General features: G+C 60.0%; 13 protein-coding genes. 6 read left to right on the top strand and 7 right to left on the bottom strand.

Translation table 11 applies throughout. The features are described from left to right. Nucleotides 1-31 precede the first annotated feature (31 nt). The 3 genes from clpS (at nt 32) to PK789_RS00550 (ending at nt 3,518) form a co-directional block, all read left to right on the top strand. Complete coding sequence (gene clpS / locus PK789_RS00560) at nt 32-361, top strand: ATP-dependent Clp protease adapter ClpS (protein WP_324306186.1); 330 nt, start codon at nt 32-34, stop codon at nt 359-361. Between the two features lie 124 nt (nt 362-485). After that, on the top strand, nt 486-2,765 hold the full coding sequence (clpA, locus tag PK789_RS00555; RefSeq protein WP_324306184.1) for an ATP-dependent Clp protease ATP-binding subunit ClpA: 2,280 nt from the start codon (nt 486-488) through the stop codon (nt 2,763-2,765). A 24-nt stretch (nt 2,766-2,789) separates the two neighbouring features. Beyond that, the gene (locus tag PK789_RS00550; RefSeq protein ID WP_324306183.1) at nt 2,790-3,518 is read left to right on the top strand and encodes a 4'-phosphopantetheinyl transferase family protein; all 729 of its coding nucleotides are present in this window, start codon (nt 2,790-2,792) and stop codon (nt 3,516-3,518) included. Here the strand turns inward: PK789_RS00550 and PK789_RS00545 are convergent. The 4 genes from PK789_RS00545 to PK789_RS00530 form a co-directional block, all read right to left on the bottom strand. Continuing rightward, the gene (locus PK789_RS00545) at nt 3,473-3,649 is read right to left on the bottom strand and encodes an oxidoreductase-like domain-containing protein (RefSeq protein ID WP_324306181.1); all 177 of its coding nucleotides are present in this window, start codon (nt 3,647-3,649) and stop codon (nt 3,473-3,475) included. The two genes, PK789_RS00550 and PK789_RS00545, sit on opposite strands and share 46 nt — an antisense overlap. 79 nt (nt 3,650-3,728) lie before the next feature. Further along, nucleotides 3,729-6,077, bottom strand: a complete 2,349-nt coding sequence (locus PK789_RS00540) for a Tex family protein (protein ID WP_324306180.1) — start codon at nt 6,075-6,077, stop codon at nt 3,729-3,731. Between the two features lie 105 nt (nt 6,078-6,182). Next, nucleotides 6,183-6,653, bottom strand: coding sequence for a cyanophycin metabolism-associated DUF1854 family protein (locus PK789_RS00535; protein WP_324306179.1), 471 nt, complete (start codon nt 6,651-6,653; stop codon nt 6,183-6,185). Beyond that, on the bottom strand, nt 6,640-8,952 hold the full coding sequence (locus PK789_RS00530; RefSeq protein ID WP_324306178.1) for a cyanophycin metabolism-associated ABC transporter: 2,313 nt from the start codon (nt 8,950-8,952) through the stop codon (nt 6,640-6,642). Before PK789_RS00530 ends, PK789_RS00535 begins: the two co-directional genes overlap by 14 nt. A gap of 237 nt (nt 8,953-9,189) precedes the next feature. Here PK789_RS00530 and PK789_RS00525 point away from each other — a divergent pair, with 237 nt between their 5' ends. From PK789_RS00525 to PK789_RS00515, 3 genes are all read left to right on the top strand, one after another. Continuing rightward, on the top strand, nt 9,190-11,406 hold the full coding sequence (locus PK789_RS00525; RefSeq protein ID WP_324306177.1) for a cyanophycin synthetase: 2,217 nt from the start codon (nt 9,190-9,192) through the stop codon (nt 11,404-11,406). After that, nucleotides 11,406-14,000, top strand: coding sequence for a cyanophycin synthetase (cphA, locus tag PK789_RS00520; RefSeq protein WP_324306175.1), 2,595 nt, complete (start codon nt 11,406-11,408; stop codon nt 13,998-14,000). Before PK789_RS00525 ends, cphA begins: the two co-directional genes overlap by 1 nt. Before the next feature lie 96 nt (nt 14,001-14,096). Beyond that, nucleotides 14,097-16,034 (top strand): CocE/NonD family hydrolase, encoded by a 1,938-nt coding sequence (locus PK789_RS00515; RefSeq protein WP_324306173.1) that lies wholly within the window; start codon nt 14,097-14,099, stop codon nt 16,032-16,034. Here PK789_RS00515 and PK789_RS00510 read toward each other — a convergent pair. From PK789_RS00510 to dinB, 3 genes are all read right to left on the bottom strand, one after another. Next, nucleotides 16,000-17,313, bottom strand: coding sequence for an MFS transporter (locus tag PK789_RS00510; RefSeq protein ID WP_324306171.1), 1,314 nt, complete (start codon nt 17,311-17,313; stop codon nt 16,000-16,002). The genes PK789_RS00515 and PK789_RS00510 overlap by 35 nt on opposite strands. A gap of 48 nt (nt 17,314-17,361) precedes the next feature. Next, complete coding sequence (locus tag PK789_RS00505) at nt 17,362-18,597, bottom strand: esterase/lipase family protein (protein ID WP_324306169.1); 1,236 nt, start codon at nt 18,595-18,597, stop codon at nt 17,362-17,364. 88 nt (nt 18,598-18,685) lie between these two features. Continuing rightward, a complete protein-coding gene (gene dinB / locus PK789_RS00500; protein WP_324306467.1) occupies nt 18,686-19,798 on the bottom strand; it encodes a DNA polymerase IV in 1,113 nt (370 codons plus the stop codon). Between the last annotated feature and the right edge of the window lie 5 nt (nt 19,799-19,803).

Genomic DNA, 19,803 nt, shown 5'->3' with positions numbered 1-19,803 from the left:
CGTCCATGCACAGGCTTCGTATAATTGGCGGATGCCCAACACACCCGACAAACCAAAACACGCCCAAGATCACGGTACGGTGGTGGCGCCCGCGCGCCCCGCCATGGCCAAGCCGCCGCAATACACGGTGTTACTGCTGAATGATGACTTCACCCCGATGGACTTCGTGGTGGATGTGTTGATTCAGTTTTTTTCGATGCGGCTGGAGGCGGCAACCCAGGTGATGTTGCACGTGCATACACGCGGGCGGGGGGTGTGCGGGGTCTATACGCGCGAAATCGCGGAGTCCAAGGTGGCCCAAGTCAACGATTACGCCCGCATGCACCAGCACCCGCTGTTATGCACGATGGAGCAGGCCTGAACGGGCGTGTTGTGCGCGCAAATAGCTTTGACTTCACAATTATTGGCATGTTTCTTGGGTGGGGCTTGCCTTGTGGACGAATGCGCCCTACATAGGAAGCAAGCGTTCCCACGGATTGCAGCCCATGTTCAGTAAGGATCTCGAACACACCATCGGCCAGTGCTACCAGCGCACGCGCGAGGCCCGTTATGAGTTCATGACGGTCGAGCACCTGCTGCTGGCGCTGCTTGATAACGCATCAGCGGAAGCGGTGCTGCGCGCGGTACATGCGGACTTGCCGCGGCTGCGGGATGAGCTGACCAATGCCATTGAAGTTTCGGTGAACCGCTTGGCCGAAGGCGATCAGCGTGATACCCAGCCCACCCTGGGCTTTCAGCGCGTACTGCAACGCGCGGTTTATCACGTGCAATCGTCCGGCAAAAAAGAGGTGACCGGCGCCAATGTATTGGTGGCGATTTTTGGCGAAAAAGACTCGCACGCGGTGTATTTCCTTAACCAGCAGGAAATTCATCGGCTGGATGTCGTCAATTACATCAGCCATGGGATTGCCAAGCATGACGATGAACCCACGCCGCCGCCTGCGGAAGGCGAACACAAACCCGAAGCGGGTGAGGCGGACGCTAAAACCGACCCGCTGACCGAGTTTGCCGCCAACCTCAACGAATTGGCGCAAGCCGGCAAGATCGACCCGCTGGTGGGGCGCGCCGAGGAAGTCGAGCGCACCATCCAAGTGCTATGCCGCCGGCGCAAAAACAACCCGCTGTATGTGGGCGAGTCAGGTGTGGGCAAGACCGCATTGGCCGAAGGACTGGCCAAGCGGATTGTGGATGGTGAAGTCCCCGAAGTGCTGCAACAGGCCGTGATTTACGCGCTGGATCTGGGTGCCTTGGTGGCCGGCACCAAATATCGTGGCGATTTTGAAAAACGTTTGAAAGGTGTGTTGGCGGCGATGAAAAAACTGCCGCATGCCATTTTGTTTATCGACGAAATCCACACCATCATCGGTGCCGGTTCGGCCAGTGGCGGCACCATGGATGCCTCCAACTTGATCAAGCCGGTGCTGGCCAATGGCGAGCTGCGTTGCATTGGCTCCACCACCTTCCAAGAGTATCGCGGGGTGTTTGAAAAAGACCGCGCACTGGCCCGCCGCTTCCAAAAAATCGACATCACCGAACCCACCGTGGCTGAAGCAGTACAAATTCTGCAAGGTCTAAAACCCCGCTACGAGGCACATCATCAGGTCAGCTATGCCGATGAGGCAATCAAGGCAGCGGTGGATTTGTCGGTCAAACATATCGGTGACCGCCTGTTGCCCGACAAAGCGATTGACGTGATCGACGAGGCCGGTGCGCGCCAGCGTTTGCTGCCCGAAAACGTGCGCAAGCAGTTGATTGATGTCGAGGAAATCGAAACCATCGTGGCCAAGATGGCGCGCATCCCAGCCAAGCAAGTCAGCGCCTCCGACAAGGACGTGCTGCAACACCTCGAACGTAATTTAAAGATGGTGATCTTTGGCCAAGACCCGGCCATCGAAACCTTGGCCAGCGCGATCAAGCTGGCGCGCAGTGGCTTGGGTAACCCCGACAAACCGATCGGTAATTTCCTGTTCGCCGGCCCCACCGGCGTGGGCAAGACCGAAGTGACGCGGCAACTGGCGATGCAGCTTGGGATCGAGCTGATTCGTTTTGACATGAGCGAATACATGGAGCCGCATTCGGTGTCGCGCTTGATCGGCGCGCCGCCCGGCTATGTGGGCTTCGACCAGGGCGGCCTGCTGACCGAGAAGATCGTCAAAACCCCGCATTGCGTGCTGTTGCTGGATGAAATCGAAAAAGCCCACCCCGACATCTTCAACATCTTGTTGCAGGTGATGGATCGCGGCACGCTGACCGATACCAATGGCCGTGAAGCCAATTTCCGTAATGTCATCGTGGTGATGACCACCAATGCCGGCGCTACCCAAGCGGCGCGGCGCAGTATTGGCTTTACCAAGCAAGATCACAGCCCGGATGCGATGGAGGCGATTCGTCGCAGCTTCACCCCCGAATTCCGCAACCGGCTGGATGCCACCGTGCAGTTCCAAGCGCTGGGCTTTGACCACATTCTGCGGGTGGTGGACAAATTCTTGATCGAGTTGGAAGTGTTGCTGCACGACAAGCAAGTGACGCTGTCGGCCACGCCGGCCGCACGCGAGTGGCTGGGCCAAAATGGCTTTGATCCGCTAATGGGCGCACGCCCGATGGCGCGTTTGATTCAAGACAAAATCAAGCGGCCACTGGCCGATGAGTTGTTATTTGGCAAGCTGGTCAATGGCGGCAGGATCCGTCTGGATGCAGTGGCGGGCGAGCTGCGCTTGGACGTACAAGCCGAGCCGGAAAAATTATTACCTGCGTTGGTGGAATAACCGCGTGCCAAAGGCGCCACCCGGATGAGCACGCTGGTGCGTTTGCAATTGCTGCGCATCGGCGATGTGGTGGCGCAGGCCGCTGCGCATGCCGATCATTGGCTGACCGAGGTCGAGCGCCAGCAGTTTGCGGCCATGCGTGCGCAGGCGCGACGCGACAGCTTTATCGCCGGGCATTGGCAGGCCCGCCAATTGGCAGCGCAGCAGTTGGGGGTCGCGTGGCAGCGCATCTCGTTGCATACGCACGCCGATGGTCGCCCACGGTTGTGCGTCGATGCCAGTGATGCACCGTTGCAGCTGTCCATCAGTCACAGCGGTGACTGGTTGGCGCTGGCGGTGGCCGAAGCTGCCGTTGGCGTGGATATCGAACTCCCGCGCCGCACCCGGAATTGGGATGCGCTGGCGGCGTTTGTCTGTTCACATGATGAGCTGGCCTATCTGCAACACCAGCCAGCAGAGCTGAAGCAAGCTGCTTTCCATCAATTGTGGACACTCAAAGAAGCCCACGGCAAACGGAGTGGCGAAGGCTTGCGGCCCAAGCAGGCGCAATTACTGACCGCCCAGCCGACCGAATTTTCCCAGGCTGACGCCTGCACGTGGTTGTTTGCGCACGGTGCGTTGGCCGTGTGCGGGCCAGCCGCCAGTCAATGGCGGGTGGAAGGCGCAGCAGCCATTGCTGCCATGGTCGGTGCACCCGACTACTGGCGCTATGTGGCCTCAGGGTGCCGCGCCAGCCACGCCGCCAGCGCCTGACGGTAGTACGTCAACTCTTCCGAGTAAGTATCGTTCACGCAGGGGTCGCAGCCGCTATCGCAGCAGTCACTGGGCAGCGGCGGCTCTGGCGGCAAGGGGCGGGGATCGTCGAGGGTGGTTTGGATGGTCATTTCGGCCCATTATCCATGCCCGCTGGGCTGTGTCCGGCCGTGCAGGCAAACCAGTGGGGGATTCCAAGGTCGGCATGGTTCAGCCGCGCCGCAGCCCTTTCAGCGCATCGGCCATCGCGGTATTGAGTGCCGGTGCTGCTTGCTGCGGGCGTGGAGCAGGGCGTGCGCCACGGTCCTGATTGCGGTCATTGCCACGCGCTGCGTTGCGGTCGGCGCTGCGCGGCTGTGCTGGGCCGGGTTCGTCGCTCATGCGGCAGCTGAGTGCAATGCGTTTGCGCACCACATCCACTTCCAACACTTTGACTTTGACGATATCGCCGGCCTTGACCACATTGCGCGGGTCTTTGACAAAGCCTTCGGCCAGCGCCGAGATATGCACCAGCCCGTCCTGATGCACACCGATATCGACGAAGGCACCAAACGCCGCCACATTGCTGACCACGCCTTCCAACACCATGCCCGGGCGCAGGTCTTTGATGTCTTCCACGCCATCGGCAAATTGCGCAGCCTTGAACTCGGGGCGTGGGTCGCGGCCGGGTTTTTCCAACTCTTTAAGGATATCGCGCACGGTGGGGACGCCGAATTTTTCATCGGTAAACTGCTCCGGCTTGAGCGTGCGCAAAAAACTGCTATCGCCGATGATCTGTTTCACCTGCTTGCCACCCGCAGCCAAGATGCGCTCGACGACCGGATAGGCTTCCGGGTGTACCGATGAGGCGTCCAGCGGTTGTTCGCCCTGCATGATGCGCAAGAAACCCGCGCATTGTTCGAAGGTTTTTTCACCCAAGCGCGGCACTTTCAACAAGGCTTTGCGTGATTTGAAGGCACCATGGGCATCGCGATGCGCCACGATGTTTTCGGCCACGGTTGCAGACAGGCCAGACACGCGTGCCAGCAGGGCCCCCGAGGCTGTGTTCACATCCACGCCCACGGCGTTGACGCAGTCTTCCACGCGCGCCTCCAACGCCCGCGCCAGCCGGTACTGGTCCACATCGTGCTGGTATTGGCCCACGCCAATCGCCTTGGGTTCAATCTTGACCAACTCCGCCAACGGGTCTTGCAGGCGGCGTGCAATCGACACCGCACCACGCAGCGACACATCCAGATTCGGGAATTCTTTGGCGGCCAATTCCGAGGCCGAATACACCGATGCGCCGGCTTCGCTGACCACGATTTTTTGTGCTTTCAGCTCCGGCACGCGTTTGAGTAAATCGCCCGCGAGCTTGTCGGTCTCGCGGCTGGCAGTGCCGTTGCCGATGGCAATCAATTGCACGCCATGCGCGACGCACAATTTTTTCAGCGCGGCGAGCGATTGCTCCCACTGGCGGCGCGGCTCGTGCGGGTAAATGGTATCGGTGGCCACCAGTTTGCCGGTGGCATCCACCACCGCCACTTTCACGCCTGTGCGCAAGCCAGGGTCCAGGCCCAGCACCGCTTTGGGGCCGGCGGGTGCGGCCAGCAGCAAGTCTTTCAGGTTGTCACCAAAGACCGCAATCGCCTCGGCTTCGGCTTTCTCGCGGGCTTGGTTGAACAAGTCCAACAGGAGATGCATATGGATTTTTGCGCGCCATGCCAAGCGGCAGGCATTGCGCAACCACGCATCGGCGGCGCGGCCGCGCATATCGATGCCGGCGTGCAAGGCAATCCGGCCTTCGGCATACAGGTGGCCGGCTTCGGCATCGCTGCCAGGGTCTAAATCCAATTGCAAAAATTCTTCGCGACGGCCACGGAACAAGGCCAGCAAACGGTGCGATGGGATTTTCGCCAGTGCTTCGGCGTGGTCAAAATAATCGCGGAATTTTTCGCCTGCGGTTTCCTTGCCTTCTACGACCTTGGCGCGGATCAGCCCATTGCCTTCCAACCAACTGCGCAGTTCGCCCAGCAGCGTGGCATCTTCGCCCCAGCGTTCGATCAAGATCGCACGCGCGCCTTCCAGCGCCGCTTTGGCATCGGCCACGCCTTTTTCGGCATCCACAAAGGCCGCGGCAAATGCTTCCGGTACCTGTGTTGGGTCTTGAATCAAGCCATCGGCCAAGCGCTCTAAGCCGGCTTCGCGGGCGATCTGGGCGCGGGTGCGGCGTTTTTGTTTGTAGGGAAGATACAAATCTTCCAGCCGCGATTTGCTGTCGGCGGCGTCGATATCAGCACGCAGCGCGTCGCTGAGTTTGCCTTGTTCGTCAATGCTGGCAAGGATCGCGGCGCGACGGTCTTCCATTTCGCGCAGATAGGTCAGGCGTGTTTCCAGATTGCGCAACTGGGTGTCATCCAGCCCGCCAGTGACTTCCTTGCGATAGCGGGCGATGAAGGGCACGGTGGCGCCTTCATCCAGCAGGGCAACCGCAGCTTGCACTTGCGCCGGTTGTGCCACGATTTCGGTGGCGATGGTGTGAGCGATCTTGCGGGCGAGGGCGGGGGACAGTGGTGTCATGCAAAAAGAGTCAGGCAGGCAACGGAAGCGCCCATTGTCGCCGCCACGCGGTGTGCGCAACAGCTTGACAGCGCAAAGCGTGCGTGGGCCGCAGCGGCTACCGCGCTACAAGAATCGGTCCAGCAGCCGCTTACTGTTACGGTCGAGCGCAGCCATATCGTTGATCAAATAATGCACACCATGGCTGTCGGCAATCAGCAGTGTATTGGCGTTCAGGCGGCGAATATCGTCTTCACCTTTCAAGGTGAAAACAGTGTCGCCGCGACTGGTGGTCACCGTCCATTGGCTGGGGGTGGCGAAGGTGGAAACCTGTACTAAACGCTGGATCACCGGCATGAATTCGCGCTGGGCAAGTGTGGCTTCAAGCAGCGCTTGCCGTTGCGTGTCCAACGCGGAAAGTTTGGGTATCCACACCAGTTCATGACCATCACTGCCGATGATGGAGACGCCGTCATCCGGCGCGGCAATCGGGAAGGCGCGCACCGGCACCACATCGCTGTGGGTGCTGCCATCGGTCAAACACAAACACAGGTGACCAAATGCATCAAGGCTTACATCGAAATCAACGTTTTTCATACGCGGTTCCCCCGAGTGCCAACTCCGCGAGTTCGCTTTCTTGATCGACGTTGCGCAGCTGCGCCTGGTATAAGCGCCAGTACGCACCTTGCTGGGCCATCAATGCATCGTGCGGGCCGACTTCCACGATGCGGCCACGCTCCATCACAACCAAGCGGTCGGCTTTGCGCAGGGTGGACAAACGGTGCGCAATCGCAATGGTGGTGCGGCCTTTGACCAAATTATCAAGCGCGCGTTGGATTTCTTTTTCGGTTTCGGTATCCACCGCCGAGGTGGCTTCGTCCATGATCAAGAAGCGCGGGTCGATCAATAGCGCACGGGCAATCGAAATACGCTGGCGCTCGCCACCCGAAAGCCCTTGCCCACGCTCGCCCACCAGCGAGTCATAGCCGTGCGGCAGGCGCAGGATGAATTCATGCGCATGCGCGGCGCGTGCGGCGGCCACGATGTCTTCGCGGCTGGCATTGGGTTTGCCGTAGGCAATGTTTTCGGCGATGGTGCCGAAGAACAGAAACGGCTCTTGCAGCACCAACCCGATATGCCGGCGGAAGTCGGCAATTGCCAGCGTGCGGATATCCACCCCGTCCACCAGCACCGCGCCTTCGGTGACATCGTAAAAGCGGCAAATCAAATTCACCAAGGTACTTTTACCGGAGCCGCTATGCCCCACCAAACCAATCATTTCGCCGGGTTGGATGTGCAGGTTCAAGCCGCGAATCACACCCCGGTTGCCGTAGCGAAACCCCACATCGCGCAGAGTAATCGCACCTTGCACGGCCGGCAGTTGCACCGGCTTGGCAGGCTCGGGCACGCTGGAGACATGGTCCAGAATGTCGAAGATGCGCTTGGCCCCGGCGGCAGCTTTCTGGGTCACCGAGACAATCCGGCTCATGGAATCCAAACGCGTGTAAAACCGCCCGATATAGGCCAAAAAGGCAGTCAGCACACCCACGCTGATTTGATGTTTGGACACCTGCCAAATGCCAAACGCCCACACCACGATCAGCCCCAATTCGGTCAACAAGGTGACCGTGGGGGTGAACAGTGACCACACTTTGTTGAGCTTGTCATTGACCGCCAGGTAGTGCCGGTTGGCGGTGCGGAAGCGTTGTGCCTCGCGGCCTTCCTGCGCAAATGCCTTAACCACGCGAATGCCGGGGATGGTGTCGGCCAGCACATTGCTCAACTCCGACCACGCGCGGTCAATTTTTTCAAAACCAGTGCGCAAATTGTTGCGCACCAGCTGGATCATCCATGCAATCAGTGGCAGTGGCAGCAAGGTCACCAAGGCCAGTTTGGCGTTGATCGAAAACAAGATGCCGGCAATCATCGCCAGCATCAGGACATCGGTGATGAAGTCGAGCAGGTTCAGCGATAAGTACAGGCAAATGCGGTCAGACTCGGAACCAATACGCGCCATCAAGTCGCCGGTGCGTTTTGCACCGAAGTACTCCAGCGATAATTTCAACAAATGCTCATAGGTGACGGTGCGCAGGTCACAGCCGATGCGTTCGGATACCAACGCCAGAATGTAGGTGCGTGCCCAGCCCAAAAACCATGCCATCAAGGCCGAGCCCAGGATGCCGGCCAGCAACATCAAAACCAAATGTTGGTCGATGGCATTGCCGTTCTGGAATGGGATCAGCACCTTGTCCATCAATGGCATGGTCAAGTACGGCGGCACCAAGGTGGCACCGGTAGAAGCCAGTGTCAGCAAGAAGCCGGCAAGCAATGGCCATTTGTAGGGCCGCGCAAAGCGCCAGAGCCGCAGTAGTGTCCACGTGGACGGGGGGGTGTGCAGCTCGCGCACGCAGGTGGGGCATTCGTCTTCGTCGGGTGGCAAGGGCGCTTTGCAGATCGGGCAAAGGGTATCGTCCTCGTCATCGAACTGTGGCTGGCCGTTGTGGGCTTCAAGCTGGCGCTCAAACAGTGACAGCAGTCGCAATGCGGCAACATTCTGGTTCAGAGTGAAGCGGCAATGCAGGTAGCGCGCATGCGCATCCAATAGCTCGATTTGCCCCACACCGGCATGATCGCCATGGCGCAGGCGCAGGTCGGCGCGCAAGGGCCAACTTTGCCAAGCCGTAGCATTCGGCAAATGCGCCAATAGGCGTTGATCGGTCACCACCACCACGCCATCGCCAAAATGCAGGCGATCATCCAAATCAATGGTGAAGGCACCCAGCGCGGTTTCGCCCGCATGCAATTGCGCAAGCAGCGCGCTTCGCCAATGCTCGGCAAGGCCGTGGCAGCTGTCGGCAGGCGCGGGTGCGAGGGCAGGGGCGTGGGTGGACGGCATCAAGGTGGCTCTTTAAATATTCCGTAACATGACGCCGCAACAAGGCTGCGGTACGCTGAAACCCTTGGTTCCAAGGCCGGAAAGTATAACGACGGAATGCACCCGGCAATGGCGATGGGATAGGGACGGAATGGGGATGGATGGCGCGACGGTATGAAGCCGCATACTCTTTCCCGAACGCAGGACACCCTTGGCTTCACCACTGCTTGCACGATTGGATCGCCCGGCAACCACCCCATGAAACACAACGACATCACCTTTCTGCGCATCACCTATTTGCGCGGGCCCAATCTGTGGACCTACCGCCCGGTTTTAGAAGCATGGGTGGATATTGGCGACCTTGAAGACTATCCCTCCAACAAAATCGAAGGCTTCACCGACCGCTTGACCGCGTGGTTGCCGGGCTTGCAGGAGCATCGTTGCAGCATTGGCACCACAGGTGGCTTTGTGCAGCGTTTGCGCGAAGGCACTTGGCCTGCGCACATCCTCGAACATGTCACGATCGAGCTGCAAAATCTGGCCGGCATGCAGACCGGCTTTGGCAAAGCCCGCGAAGCCGGGCCGCGCGGTATCTACAAGGTGGCGGTGCGGGTGCGCGAAGAAAGCGTGGGTCGCGCCGCACTGGCATTGGCGCGCGAGCTGCTGATGGCCGCCATCAATGACACCCCATTCGATGTAGAGGCACGCCTGCGGCCACTGCGTGAATTGGCCGACCGCCGTTTGCTGGGGCCTAGCACTGCGGCAATCGTGGATGCCGCCAGCGACCGTGGGATTCCGCATTTGGGCTTGAATGAAGGCAACTTGGTGCAATTGGGGTATGGCAGCCGTCAGCGCCGGATCTGGACTGCCGAAACCGAGCACACCAGTGCGATTGCCGAAAGCATTTCGCGCGATAAAGATTTGACCAAAACGTTACTGGCCAGTTGTGGCGTGCCGGTGCCGGAAGGCCGCGTGGTGGACAGTGCGGAAGACGCATGGGAGGCCGCGGAGGACATCGGCTTACCGGTTGTCGTCAAACCCACCGATGCCAATCATGGGCGCGGGGTGTTTGCCGATCTTTGCACCCGTGAAGAAATCGAAACCGCCTATGCCGGTGCCCTAGAAGAAGGCAGCGAGGTGATGGTCGAGCGCTTCATTCAGGGCGACGAACACCGCATGCTGGTGGTTGGTGGCAAATTGGTGGCTGCCAACAAAGGCTTTACCGCGGCCGTGGTAGGCGACGGTCAGTCCACCATTCGCCAGTTGATTGACCTGCAAATCAATAGCGACCCGCGTCGTGGTGAGGAAGAAGAGTTTCCGATGGAAACCTTGCTGCTGGACCGCGAACCGATTGCCCAGCACGAATTGCAGCGGCAAGGCTTCACAGCCGAGTCGGTGCCACCGGCTGGGCAGGACGTGCTCATTTTGCGCCACGGCAATATGGCGTTTGACGTGACAGACGAAGTGCATCCCGATGTGGCTGCTGCGGGCGTGCTGGCCGCGCGCATCGTGGGCTTGGATATCGCCGGCATTGACCTTGTCACCACCGATATCAGCAAGCCATTGGCAGATACGCGTGGCGCCATCGTCGAAGTCAATGCCGGGCCCAGCTTGTTGATGCATCTCAAACCTGCGGTGGGCAAACCGCGTCCGGCGGGACCGGCCATCGTCGAACATCTATTTCCAGCGGGTGACAGTGGTCGGGTACCGGTAATTGGCGTGTTGGGACGCAGGCAACCGGCACTCGTGGCTGCATTGATTGCGCGCTTACTGCATTTGTCTGGTCGGCATGTGGGGCTGGCGTGTGGGACGGGCTTGCAATTGGATCAACGGAGTCTGAGCACACGCCCGAGCAACCATTTTGATGGTGGCGAGCGCTTGTTGATCAATCGGGCGATCGACGCTGCGGTCATTGAAACCAGTGCGCGTGCCATTCTCAGCGAAGGGCTGCCCTACGACCGCTGTCATGTCGCGGTGGTGACCGATGCCGATAGCGATGCGTCACTGCATGAGTTCTACATCGACACGCCCGAGCGTTTGTTCAATGTGCTGCGCACGCAAGTGGATGTGGTGTTGAAAGGCGGCAGCGCGGTGCTCAACGCCGCAGAACCGCAGGTGGCCAACATGGCTGAGTTATGCGATGGCGAAGTGATTTTTTATGCCAGCCATGCCGACGCTGCACCCTTGGCCGAGCATCTGGCCGAAGGCGGACGCGCGGTGTTCGTGCGCAATGGCGCCATTATTTTAGCCATCGGCAACAATGAAGAACCGCTGGCGCGCTTGTCGCGGTTTGCATTGACCGGTACTTCCGCCACGCCGGAGCACATCGAGGCCACTCTGGCTGCGATTGCCGCCAGTTGGGCACTGGATGTGCCGGTGGACCTGATCCCCGCCGGCATCGAACACTTTGAACACGAGCAGGCCGCCGCCGCGCGCGCCTTCGACACGACCGACACCGACAACAAGGGCGCGTGATGGAGATTTCACGTATCCGGGCCCTGCGTGGGCCCAATCTATGGACGCGACGCACCGCGATTGAAGCCATCGTCACCCTGTCCGAGGGTGAACGGCCACTTTCCGGCATGCTGGGGTTTGAAGATCGTCTGCGCGAACGTTTCCCGGCGCTTGGCTTTCTGCGCGCCACCCGCAATACCGACACTCTGACCTTGGCACATGCGCTGGAAGTGGCGGCCATCTGCCTGCAAGCACAAGCAGGCTGTCCGGTGACCTTCAGCCGTACCGCCAAAACGGTACAGCCGGGGGTGTTTCAAATCGTGGTGGAATACAGCGAAGAGGCGGTGGGCCGCCTGGCCTTGCAATTGGCCGAGCAGCTCTGCCTGGCCGCGCGTGCAGATACACCCTTTGATTTGGAAGCGGCGCTGACACAACTGCGTGATCTGGATGAAGACGTGCGGCTGGGGCCCAGCACCGGTGCGATTGTCGAAGCTGCGATCAATCGCGGCATCCCGTGCCGCCGTTTGACCGGTGGCAGTTTGGTGCAGATGGGGTGGGGCAGCAAGCAACGGCGCATTCAAGCGGCGGAAGTGGACCGCACCAGTGCGATTGCCGAAGCCATTGCGCAAGACAAAGCCCTCACCAAAAAATTATTGCGCGCCGCCGGCGTGCCGGTACCGGAAGGGCGCGCCGTCAGGAGTGCCGACGATGCGTGGACTGCCGCGCAGGACATTGGCTTGCCGGTGGTGGTCAAACCACTGGACGGCAACCAAGGCAAGGGGGTGACGGTCAATCTGCGTGGTGAAGATGAAATCAAACGCGCCTATGACGTTGCCTTGGGTTTTCGCGATGACATCTTGGTCGAGCGCTACCTGCCAGGCGGCGATTATCGGCTGTTGGTGGTGGGCAATAAATTGGTAGCGGCGGCGCGTCGTGAACCGCCCAACGTGCGTGGCGATGGCATGCTGACCGTGCGCCAGTTGGTGGAGCAGGTCAATGCCGACCCGCGTCGTGGCGAAGGTCATGCCACTTCGCTCACCAAAATCCGTTTTGATGAAATCGCCTTGGCGACTTTGGAAAAACAAGGCCTGCACGCCGATGCCATCCCCGAAAAAGGCCGCCGCGTGGTGTTGCGCAACAACGCCAATCTTTCCACTGGCGGCACCGCCACCGATGTGACGGGCGATGTGCATCCCGAGGTGGCGGCACGCGCGGTGGAAGCATCGCAAATGATTGGCCTCGATATCTGCGGCGTGGATGTGGTGTGCGATAGCGTGTTGCGCCCACTGGAAGAACAAGGCGGCGGCATCGTTGAAGTCAACGCTGCACCCGGTCTGCGCATGCACCTGTCGCCATCGTTTGGCAAAGGCCGCGACGTGGGTAAAGCGGTCATCGACCATATGTTTGCACCCGGCTGCAATGGCCGCATCCCGGTGGTGGCCGTTACCGGCACCAATGGCAAGACCACCACCGTGCGTTTGATCAGCCATCTGTTGCGCACCAGCGGCCTGACCGTGGGCATGACCAATACCGATGGCGTGTATGTCAATGCCGTGCAAGTGGATTCGGGTGATTGTTCGGGCCCGCGCAGTGCCCGCAATGTATTGATGAACCCAACCGTCGATGCCGCCGTGTTTGAAACCGCACGCGGCGGCTTGTTGCGCGAAGGGTTAGCGTTTGATCATGCCGATGTGGCGGTGGTCACCAATATCGGTGTGGGCGATCATCTGGGTTTGAATTTCATCACCACGGTGGATGATCTGGCCGTGCTCAAGCGCGTCATCGTGCGCAATGTCGCCAAAACCGGTTATGCCGTGCTCAATGCAACCGACCCCATCGTGGCTGGCATGGCAGCGCAGTGCCCCGGCAAGGTCATTTTTTTCGCCGCCGATGCCGCGCATCCCGTTATCGCCACCCATAAAACCCAAGGTGGGCGGGTGGTGTTTGTACAGAACGGGGATTTGGTAGCACTGGAAGGCAGTTTTGAAGTGCGCTTGCCATTGGCTGGCGTGCCACTGACGCGCAATGGCAGCATTGGCTTCCAAGTGGAAAACGTGATGGCGGCATTGGCCGCAGGCTGGGGCTTAGGGCTGGATTGGGGCGTGATTCGGCAGGGCTTGGCCAGCTTCCAGTCCGATACCGGCAATGCCCCCGGCCGTTTCAATGTGATGGACTACAACGGTGCCACCTTGATTGCCGATTATGGCCACAACCCGGATGCGATGCAGGCCTTGGTGGCCGCCGTCGAAAACCTGCCGGCACGTCGGCGCATGGTGGTGATCAGCGGTGCCGGTGACCGTCGCGATGAAGATATTCGCCAACAAACCCGGATCTTGGGTGCAGCATTTGATGCCGTGATTTTGTACCAAGACGCCTGCCAGCGTGGGCGCGCCGATGGCGAAGTGGTGCAGCTCTTGCACGAAGGTTTGCAAGACGCGCCACGGACACGGGAAATCACTGAAATCCACGGCGAATTTGCCGCCATCGATCACGCCTTGGCGCAATTACAACCCGGTGAACTGTGTTTGATCTTGATCGATCAAGTGGAGGCATCACTGGCGTATTTGCAACAGAAAGTGACGCAGTCGCGTTGTTCAGTAAGCCCGCAAGCATAGGGCATTTCCTGGCGGTGTGCGAAGTGAAGACAGGCAGGCTGTTGGCTGCGGTGACCGCGTGCAAGACTGGGTAGTCAATTTGACTGGAGTGAGGCGATGGCGAAGCATATTGTGGTGCGAGCAACCGCACTTGCATTGGCATTGATGATGGTGGGCGTTGCCACGGCGCAGACCGCGCCGATGACGCCCGACATCACCGGCAAGAAGTTTGTGACGCCAGAACCACAGCGTGATTTCATCAAACGAGTGGTGATGATCCCGATGCGCGATGGGGTCAAACTTTACACCGTGATCATGCTGCCAAAAGGCGCGCATGCCGCGCCGATGCTTTTGACGCGCACGCCATATAACGCCGCCAAGCGGGCCGAGCGCAGCGACAACGCCACCCGTTTGGTGGATGCACTGCCACAAGGCGATACCGTATTTGCAGAAGATGGCTATATCCGGGTGTTTCAAGATATACGCGGCAAATACGGTTCAGAAGGCGAGTACGTCATGACGCGGCCGCCGCGCGGGCCGTTGAATGCCAGCAAGATCGACCACAGCACCGATGCGTATGACACCATCGATTGGCTGGTCAAGCACGTTCCGGAAAGCAATGGCCGGGTGGGCATGCTGGGTTCATCGTATGAAGGCTTTACCGTGGTGATGGCCCTGTTGGAGCCACATCCCGCACTCAAAGTGGCGGCACCGGAAAGCCCGATGGTGGACGGCTGGCTTGGGGATGATTGGTTCCAGAACGGCGCATATCGGCAGATTAATTTGGGTTATCTCACCGGACAGACCACCGCACGTGGTGCTGGCGTGGGGATGCCACGTGCCACCAATGATGACTACACCAATTTTCTGCGGGCAGGCTCGGTGGGGGATTACGCGCGGGCTGCCGGCCTTGAGCAATTACCCGCATGGCACAAGCTGTTGGAGCACCCCAGTTACGACAGTTATTGGCAACAACAAGGCCTAGACAAGCTGCTCGCAAAATTGCCCGGCATCAAGGTGCCGGTGATGTGGGAACAGGGCCTGTGGGATCAGGAAGACATGTACGGTGCCAACCACTCGTGGGCGGCGCTGGAACCCAAAGACAGTGACAACACCCGCAACTTCTTGGTGATAGGCCCGTGGCGGCACAGCCAAGCCAATTACGATGGCAGCTATTTAGGCGATTTCAAGTTTGACGGCGACACCGCCCTGCAATGGCGACGTGATGTGCTCAAGCCATTCTTCGACCAATACCTCAAGACCGATGCGCCGGCAGCCAAAACCCCGCCGGTATGGATTTTTGACGCCGCCAGCAACCGTTGGGACAGCTACCAACACTGGCCGCAAAGCTGTGCGCAGGGTTGCGCACACACCGCGCAACCGCTGTATTTGCATGCCGACCAAACGCTGGGTGCTGTGCCTGCTGCTGGTACTGCCCAATACGCAGAATATGTGTCTGACCCTGCCAAGCCGGTGCCGTTTGTACCGCGTCCGGTGGACATGGGCGACCGCGCCACATGGACCACGTGGCTGGTACGCGATCAGCGCTTTGTGGATGGCCGCACCGACGTGCTGACCTATGCCAGTGCACCGCTAAGCGCACCGGTGAAGCTGGCAGGCGTGCCGGTGGCAAATTTATTTGCTTCCACCTCGGGCAGTGATAGTGATTGGGTCGTGAAGTTGATCGACGTGTACCCGGATCAATACCCGGATGATCCCAAAATGGCCGGGTATGAATTACCTATTGCGCTTACCATCTTCCGGGGCCGCTATCGTGAAGGGTTTGCTACACCCAAGGCGTTGGCTGCCGATCAAGCGTTGGCTTACCGTTTCGACTTACCAAACGTCAACCACACGTTGCAGCCGGGCCATCGTTTGATGGTGCAAATTCAGTCCAGTTTGTTCCCGCTGTACGACCGCAATCCACAAACCTATGTGGACAACATCTTCTTGGCCAAGCCGGGGGATTACCGCAAAGCCACCCAACGTATTTGGGCCAGCCCGCAGCAGGCCAGTTTTATCAGCCTGCCGGTGGTGTCAGGGGTGTTGCCCTAAGCCCGCGCAGGCGTTGCATCTCCACGATGCCGCCCAACACCACCCCCAGCGCTGCCATCGCCAGCATGTAATGCCATGGCGCGCTGGGGTTGTCTTTCATCGCAAGGCTCAGTAATACCGGTGTCAGCCCGCCGGCAATGGCATACGCCACGTTGTAAGCAAACGACAGCCCTGAAAAACGCACCTTGGCCGGAAACCCACCCAGTGCAATGGCGGGCACCATCGCGGTCAGGCCCACCGCGCTGCCGGCGATGGCATACAGCACATGCGAATACGCGCCGGCTTGCGCTTGCCGATAGAACACAAAAAACGCGATGCCCAGCAAAAGGCTCCAGAGTGCCAGCACCCGGCCTGCACCAAAGCGATCGGCGAGTCTGCCTGCGACAAGGTTAGCCAACATCGCCGCCAACACCGCCAATGCGTTGCCGGTCAGTGCATCGCTGCGGGTTACCCCCAGACCTTGCAAAAAGGTCGGCATCATCAAAATGGTCACCACGACTGCTGCAGTGAGTAGCCACGTCAATAACATGGCTAAGGCTACACTGCCCAAGTGCTCGCGTACGACGGTTTTAAGTGGTAGTTCTTCGGCCAATCGTTTTTGCGCTTGCAGCGCGGTAAACACCGGGGTTTCGTGCAATTGCTTGCGCAGGTGCAGGGCCAATAGCCCAAACACCCCACCGAGTACGAACGGGATGCGCCAACCCCACGCCAGCAACGCCGCTGCGTCCAGCAACGTATTGATGAGCAGGGCCACCAGCGAACCCAGCAAGATGCCGGCCAGTAGCCCGAGCGACAGCGAACCACAAGCAAAATTGCGCCGGTTGGGCGCCACATGCTCGCTGACAAATACCCACGCGCCGGGTGCTTCGCCGCCAATCGCGGCACCCTGCAATATGCGCAGCAGCAACAACAAGATGGGCGCCAGCACGCCGATCTGCGCATAAGTGGGCAGCAGGCCCATCAACAAGGTGGGCACCGCCATCAACAAGATACTGAGCATGAACATCCGCTTGCGCCCGCGCAGATCGCCAAAATGCGCCATCACCAAGCCACCCAAAGGCCGCGCCAAATAGCCTGCGGCAAAAATGCCGAATGTCTGCACCTGCTTCAGCCAGCCGGGCATGTCGGCCGGAAAAAACAGCGCGCCCATGGTGCTGGCAAAAAACACGAAGACCACAAAATCGTAAAACTCCAGCGCGCCGCCCAATGACGCCAGCGTGAGGATTTTCAGTTGTGGGCGGGTCAGCTGTGGGGTGGCGGTGTTGGTAATCGTCGTCATCGCGCAAGCCTAGAGCATGGCCTGCCGCTGGGGAAGAATCTAACGCAATCAGGCCAACCAACGCTGCAATTGGGCGTACACCTGTGGACTGCTGAGTAATTCCAGATGCCCCGTGCGTTCTACCAGTAGGCGATGCGCCGCTGGTAGATGTAATGCGCGCTGCGCATCTGGGTGTTCGCCCAGCGCACTGCGCACGGGCACCAGACCATCACCACGCAGATGCGGATGGCGGCTACCGCTGCGCACCGTTTGCGTCGAGCCGGCCACGGCATACGCGCGAATATGTGCGGGAAGTTGCAGCTGGCTGCGCTTGCCAGATACCTGCGTGGCATCGCAAAGCCCATGGCGAAGGTCTTGGATCCCGGCACTGCGTAACTGCCCCAAACGCACAAACGGCGCTGTCCACGGACTCAAACCCAATGCGGTTTGCAGGGCGTTGCCGGCGCGCTCCAGCGGTGCACCCAGATGCGGCGTACCCAAGCAGACAAGTTGATCCAGCTGCGTCACCCACGTCTGCTGTTGCTGCGTAGCTGTGGCAATCGCGGCGCGGGCAACCAAGCCGCCCATGCTGTGACCAAGGATGACGAAGCGTTCAACCGGCACCGGCCAACGTTCTAGTAATGGCTGCAAAAGATCGGAAAACACCCGCCCGTTGTCGTGAATCGACAGGCCGCTGTTGTAGTGCAAGTGCAGCACCGTGTAGCCCTGCGCCGCTGCCAAGTGTTGGCCGTGGTCGTGGCCACGGTGGCACCACTGCTGGGGGGTCATGCACAGGCCATGCACCTGCACCAAGATGCGGGGTGTTGCGGCTGTGGATAGCGCCGACCACGCCGTTGCATCCGATGTCAGTGATTGGTTCTGCCATTGCAGATCGGCTTGCAAGGCAAGCGGGTTGCCACTGGCCAGTAAGTGGTCCCCGAGGACGCCATTCAGGACTGCCAGCAACGCCGTGCGTTGTTCGAACGGGGGCGATTGCCCCAGCTGTGGCGCAAGCGCGGCCAGCGCATCGTCCAGCCCGTTGCCCAGCAGTCCGCTCAGCTTGCGCACACCTTGATAGGCAATGCGCGAAATCCCGCGGGTTGTGGTGCTGGGTTGGCGGCCGCGCGATATCCGCGGCAGCGCGAAAATACTGGCAAGAATATTGGCGTGTACGGCTTCGGTCAGGTCGGTGGTAGCGGCCACACCACGCACCAATAATTGCGCGATGCCGCGCAGATCATCGGCGGTGCGGATGCTGGTGGGCATCGGTAAGTGCGCGGTATCGCCGGGTGCGGTGGTGTTCATGCGCGCAGCCTAGACCGCGTGATTGGAGCGAATATTCCAGTGATTGCGTCATGGCCTGCACCGTCGCTTGCACCGTTGCCTGCGCGGATCAGCCGTGATCGTGCTCCGCCGGGGTATCAAACAAGTCGTCTTGTACGGGGCTGTCGTCCAATGCCGCAAACCCCGACAGGCCCACGCCAACCAGTCGGTAGCGGGTATTGATGGGCAGCGCCACGCGCTCGCGCAGGGCGCAGGCGATTGCGGCCAATTGTTGCTCGCTGGTTGGCGGTGCGCTGGCGGTCAGGCTGCGGGTCAGGATGCGAAAGTCGCTGGTCTTCAGCTTCAATACCACGGTGCGCGCGATCCGCCCAGGGTGTTGCTGCCACTCTTTGGCATAGCCGGCCCAAGTATCGGTGGCAAGACGGCAGATCGCGGGGGCCAGTTCGTCCAGCAAGTGGTCACTGGCAAAGGTGTCTTCCGATGAGATTTGCAATGTCGGGCGCGCCGGCTGCACCGGGTGGTGATCGATGCCCATCGACAGTTCGTACAGGCGCTGGCCCCAACGGCCAAAGCGGGCTTCCAGCACCTGCGCGCCAAGCTTGCGCAAATCCGTGCAGGTGGCAACGCCCAAGTCGGTCAATTTGCCTTGCATCACCTTGCCAACACCCGGCAGCCGGCCCACCGCAAGCTGGGCGAGGAAGGCATCTACCTGCTGCGGCTTCACCACGCATTGGCCGTTGGGTTTGTTCCAGTCGGATGCGATTTTGGCCAAAAATTTATTGGGCGCGATGCCGGCCGAGGCGGTGAGTTGGGTTTCTGCAAAAATCGCGGCGCGGATATGCGCGGCGATCGCAGTGGCGCTGCCTAGGTCTTGTTTGGGCTGGGTGACATCAAGGTAGGCCTCGTCCAGCGAAAGGGGTTCGATGAGGTCGGTATACCGCTGGAAAATCGCACGGACATGCGTTGATACCGCTTTGTAGCGGGCAAAATCCGGTGGCACAAAAATTGCCTGCGGGCACAACTTTTCGGCACGCAACGCCGGCATCGCCGAGCGCACCCCAAACCTGCGTGCTTCGTAACTGGCCGCGCATACCACCGAGCGCGCCCCTTTCCACGCCACCACCACCGGCTGCCCGCGCAAGCTGGGGTCGTCGCGCTGTTCCACCGACGCATAAAACGCGTCCATGTCGACGTGGATGATCTTGCGCTGCGGGGTGTTCACCGCGT

It is taken from the genome of Thermomonas sp. (assembly GCF_035369645.1).
In the GTDB taxonomy this organism is placed as follows: Bacteria; Pseudomonadota; Gammaproteobacteria; order Xanthomonadales; family Xanthomonadaceae; genus Thermomonas.
Note: the sequence above shows the minus strand (reverse complement) of the source record. Positions and strands in the feature narration are given on the sequence as shown.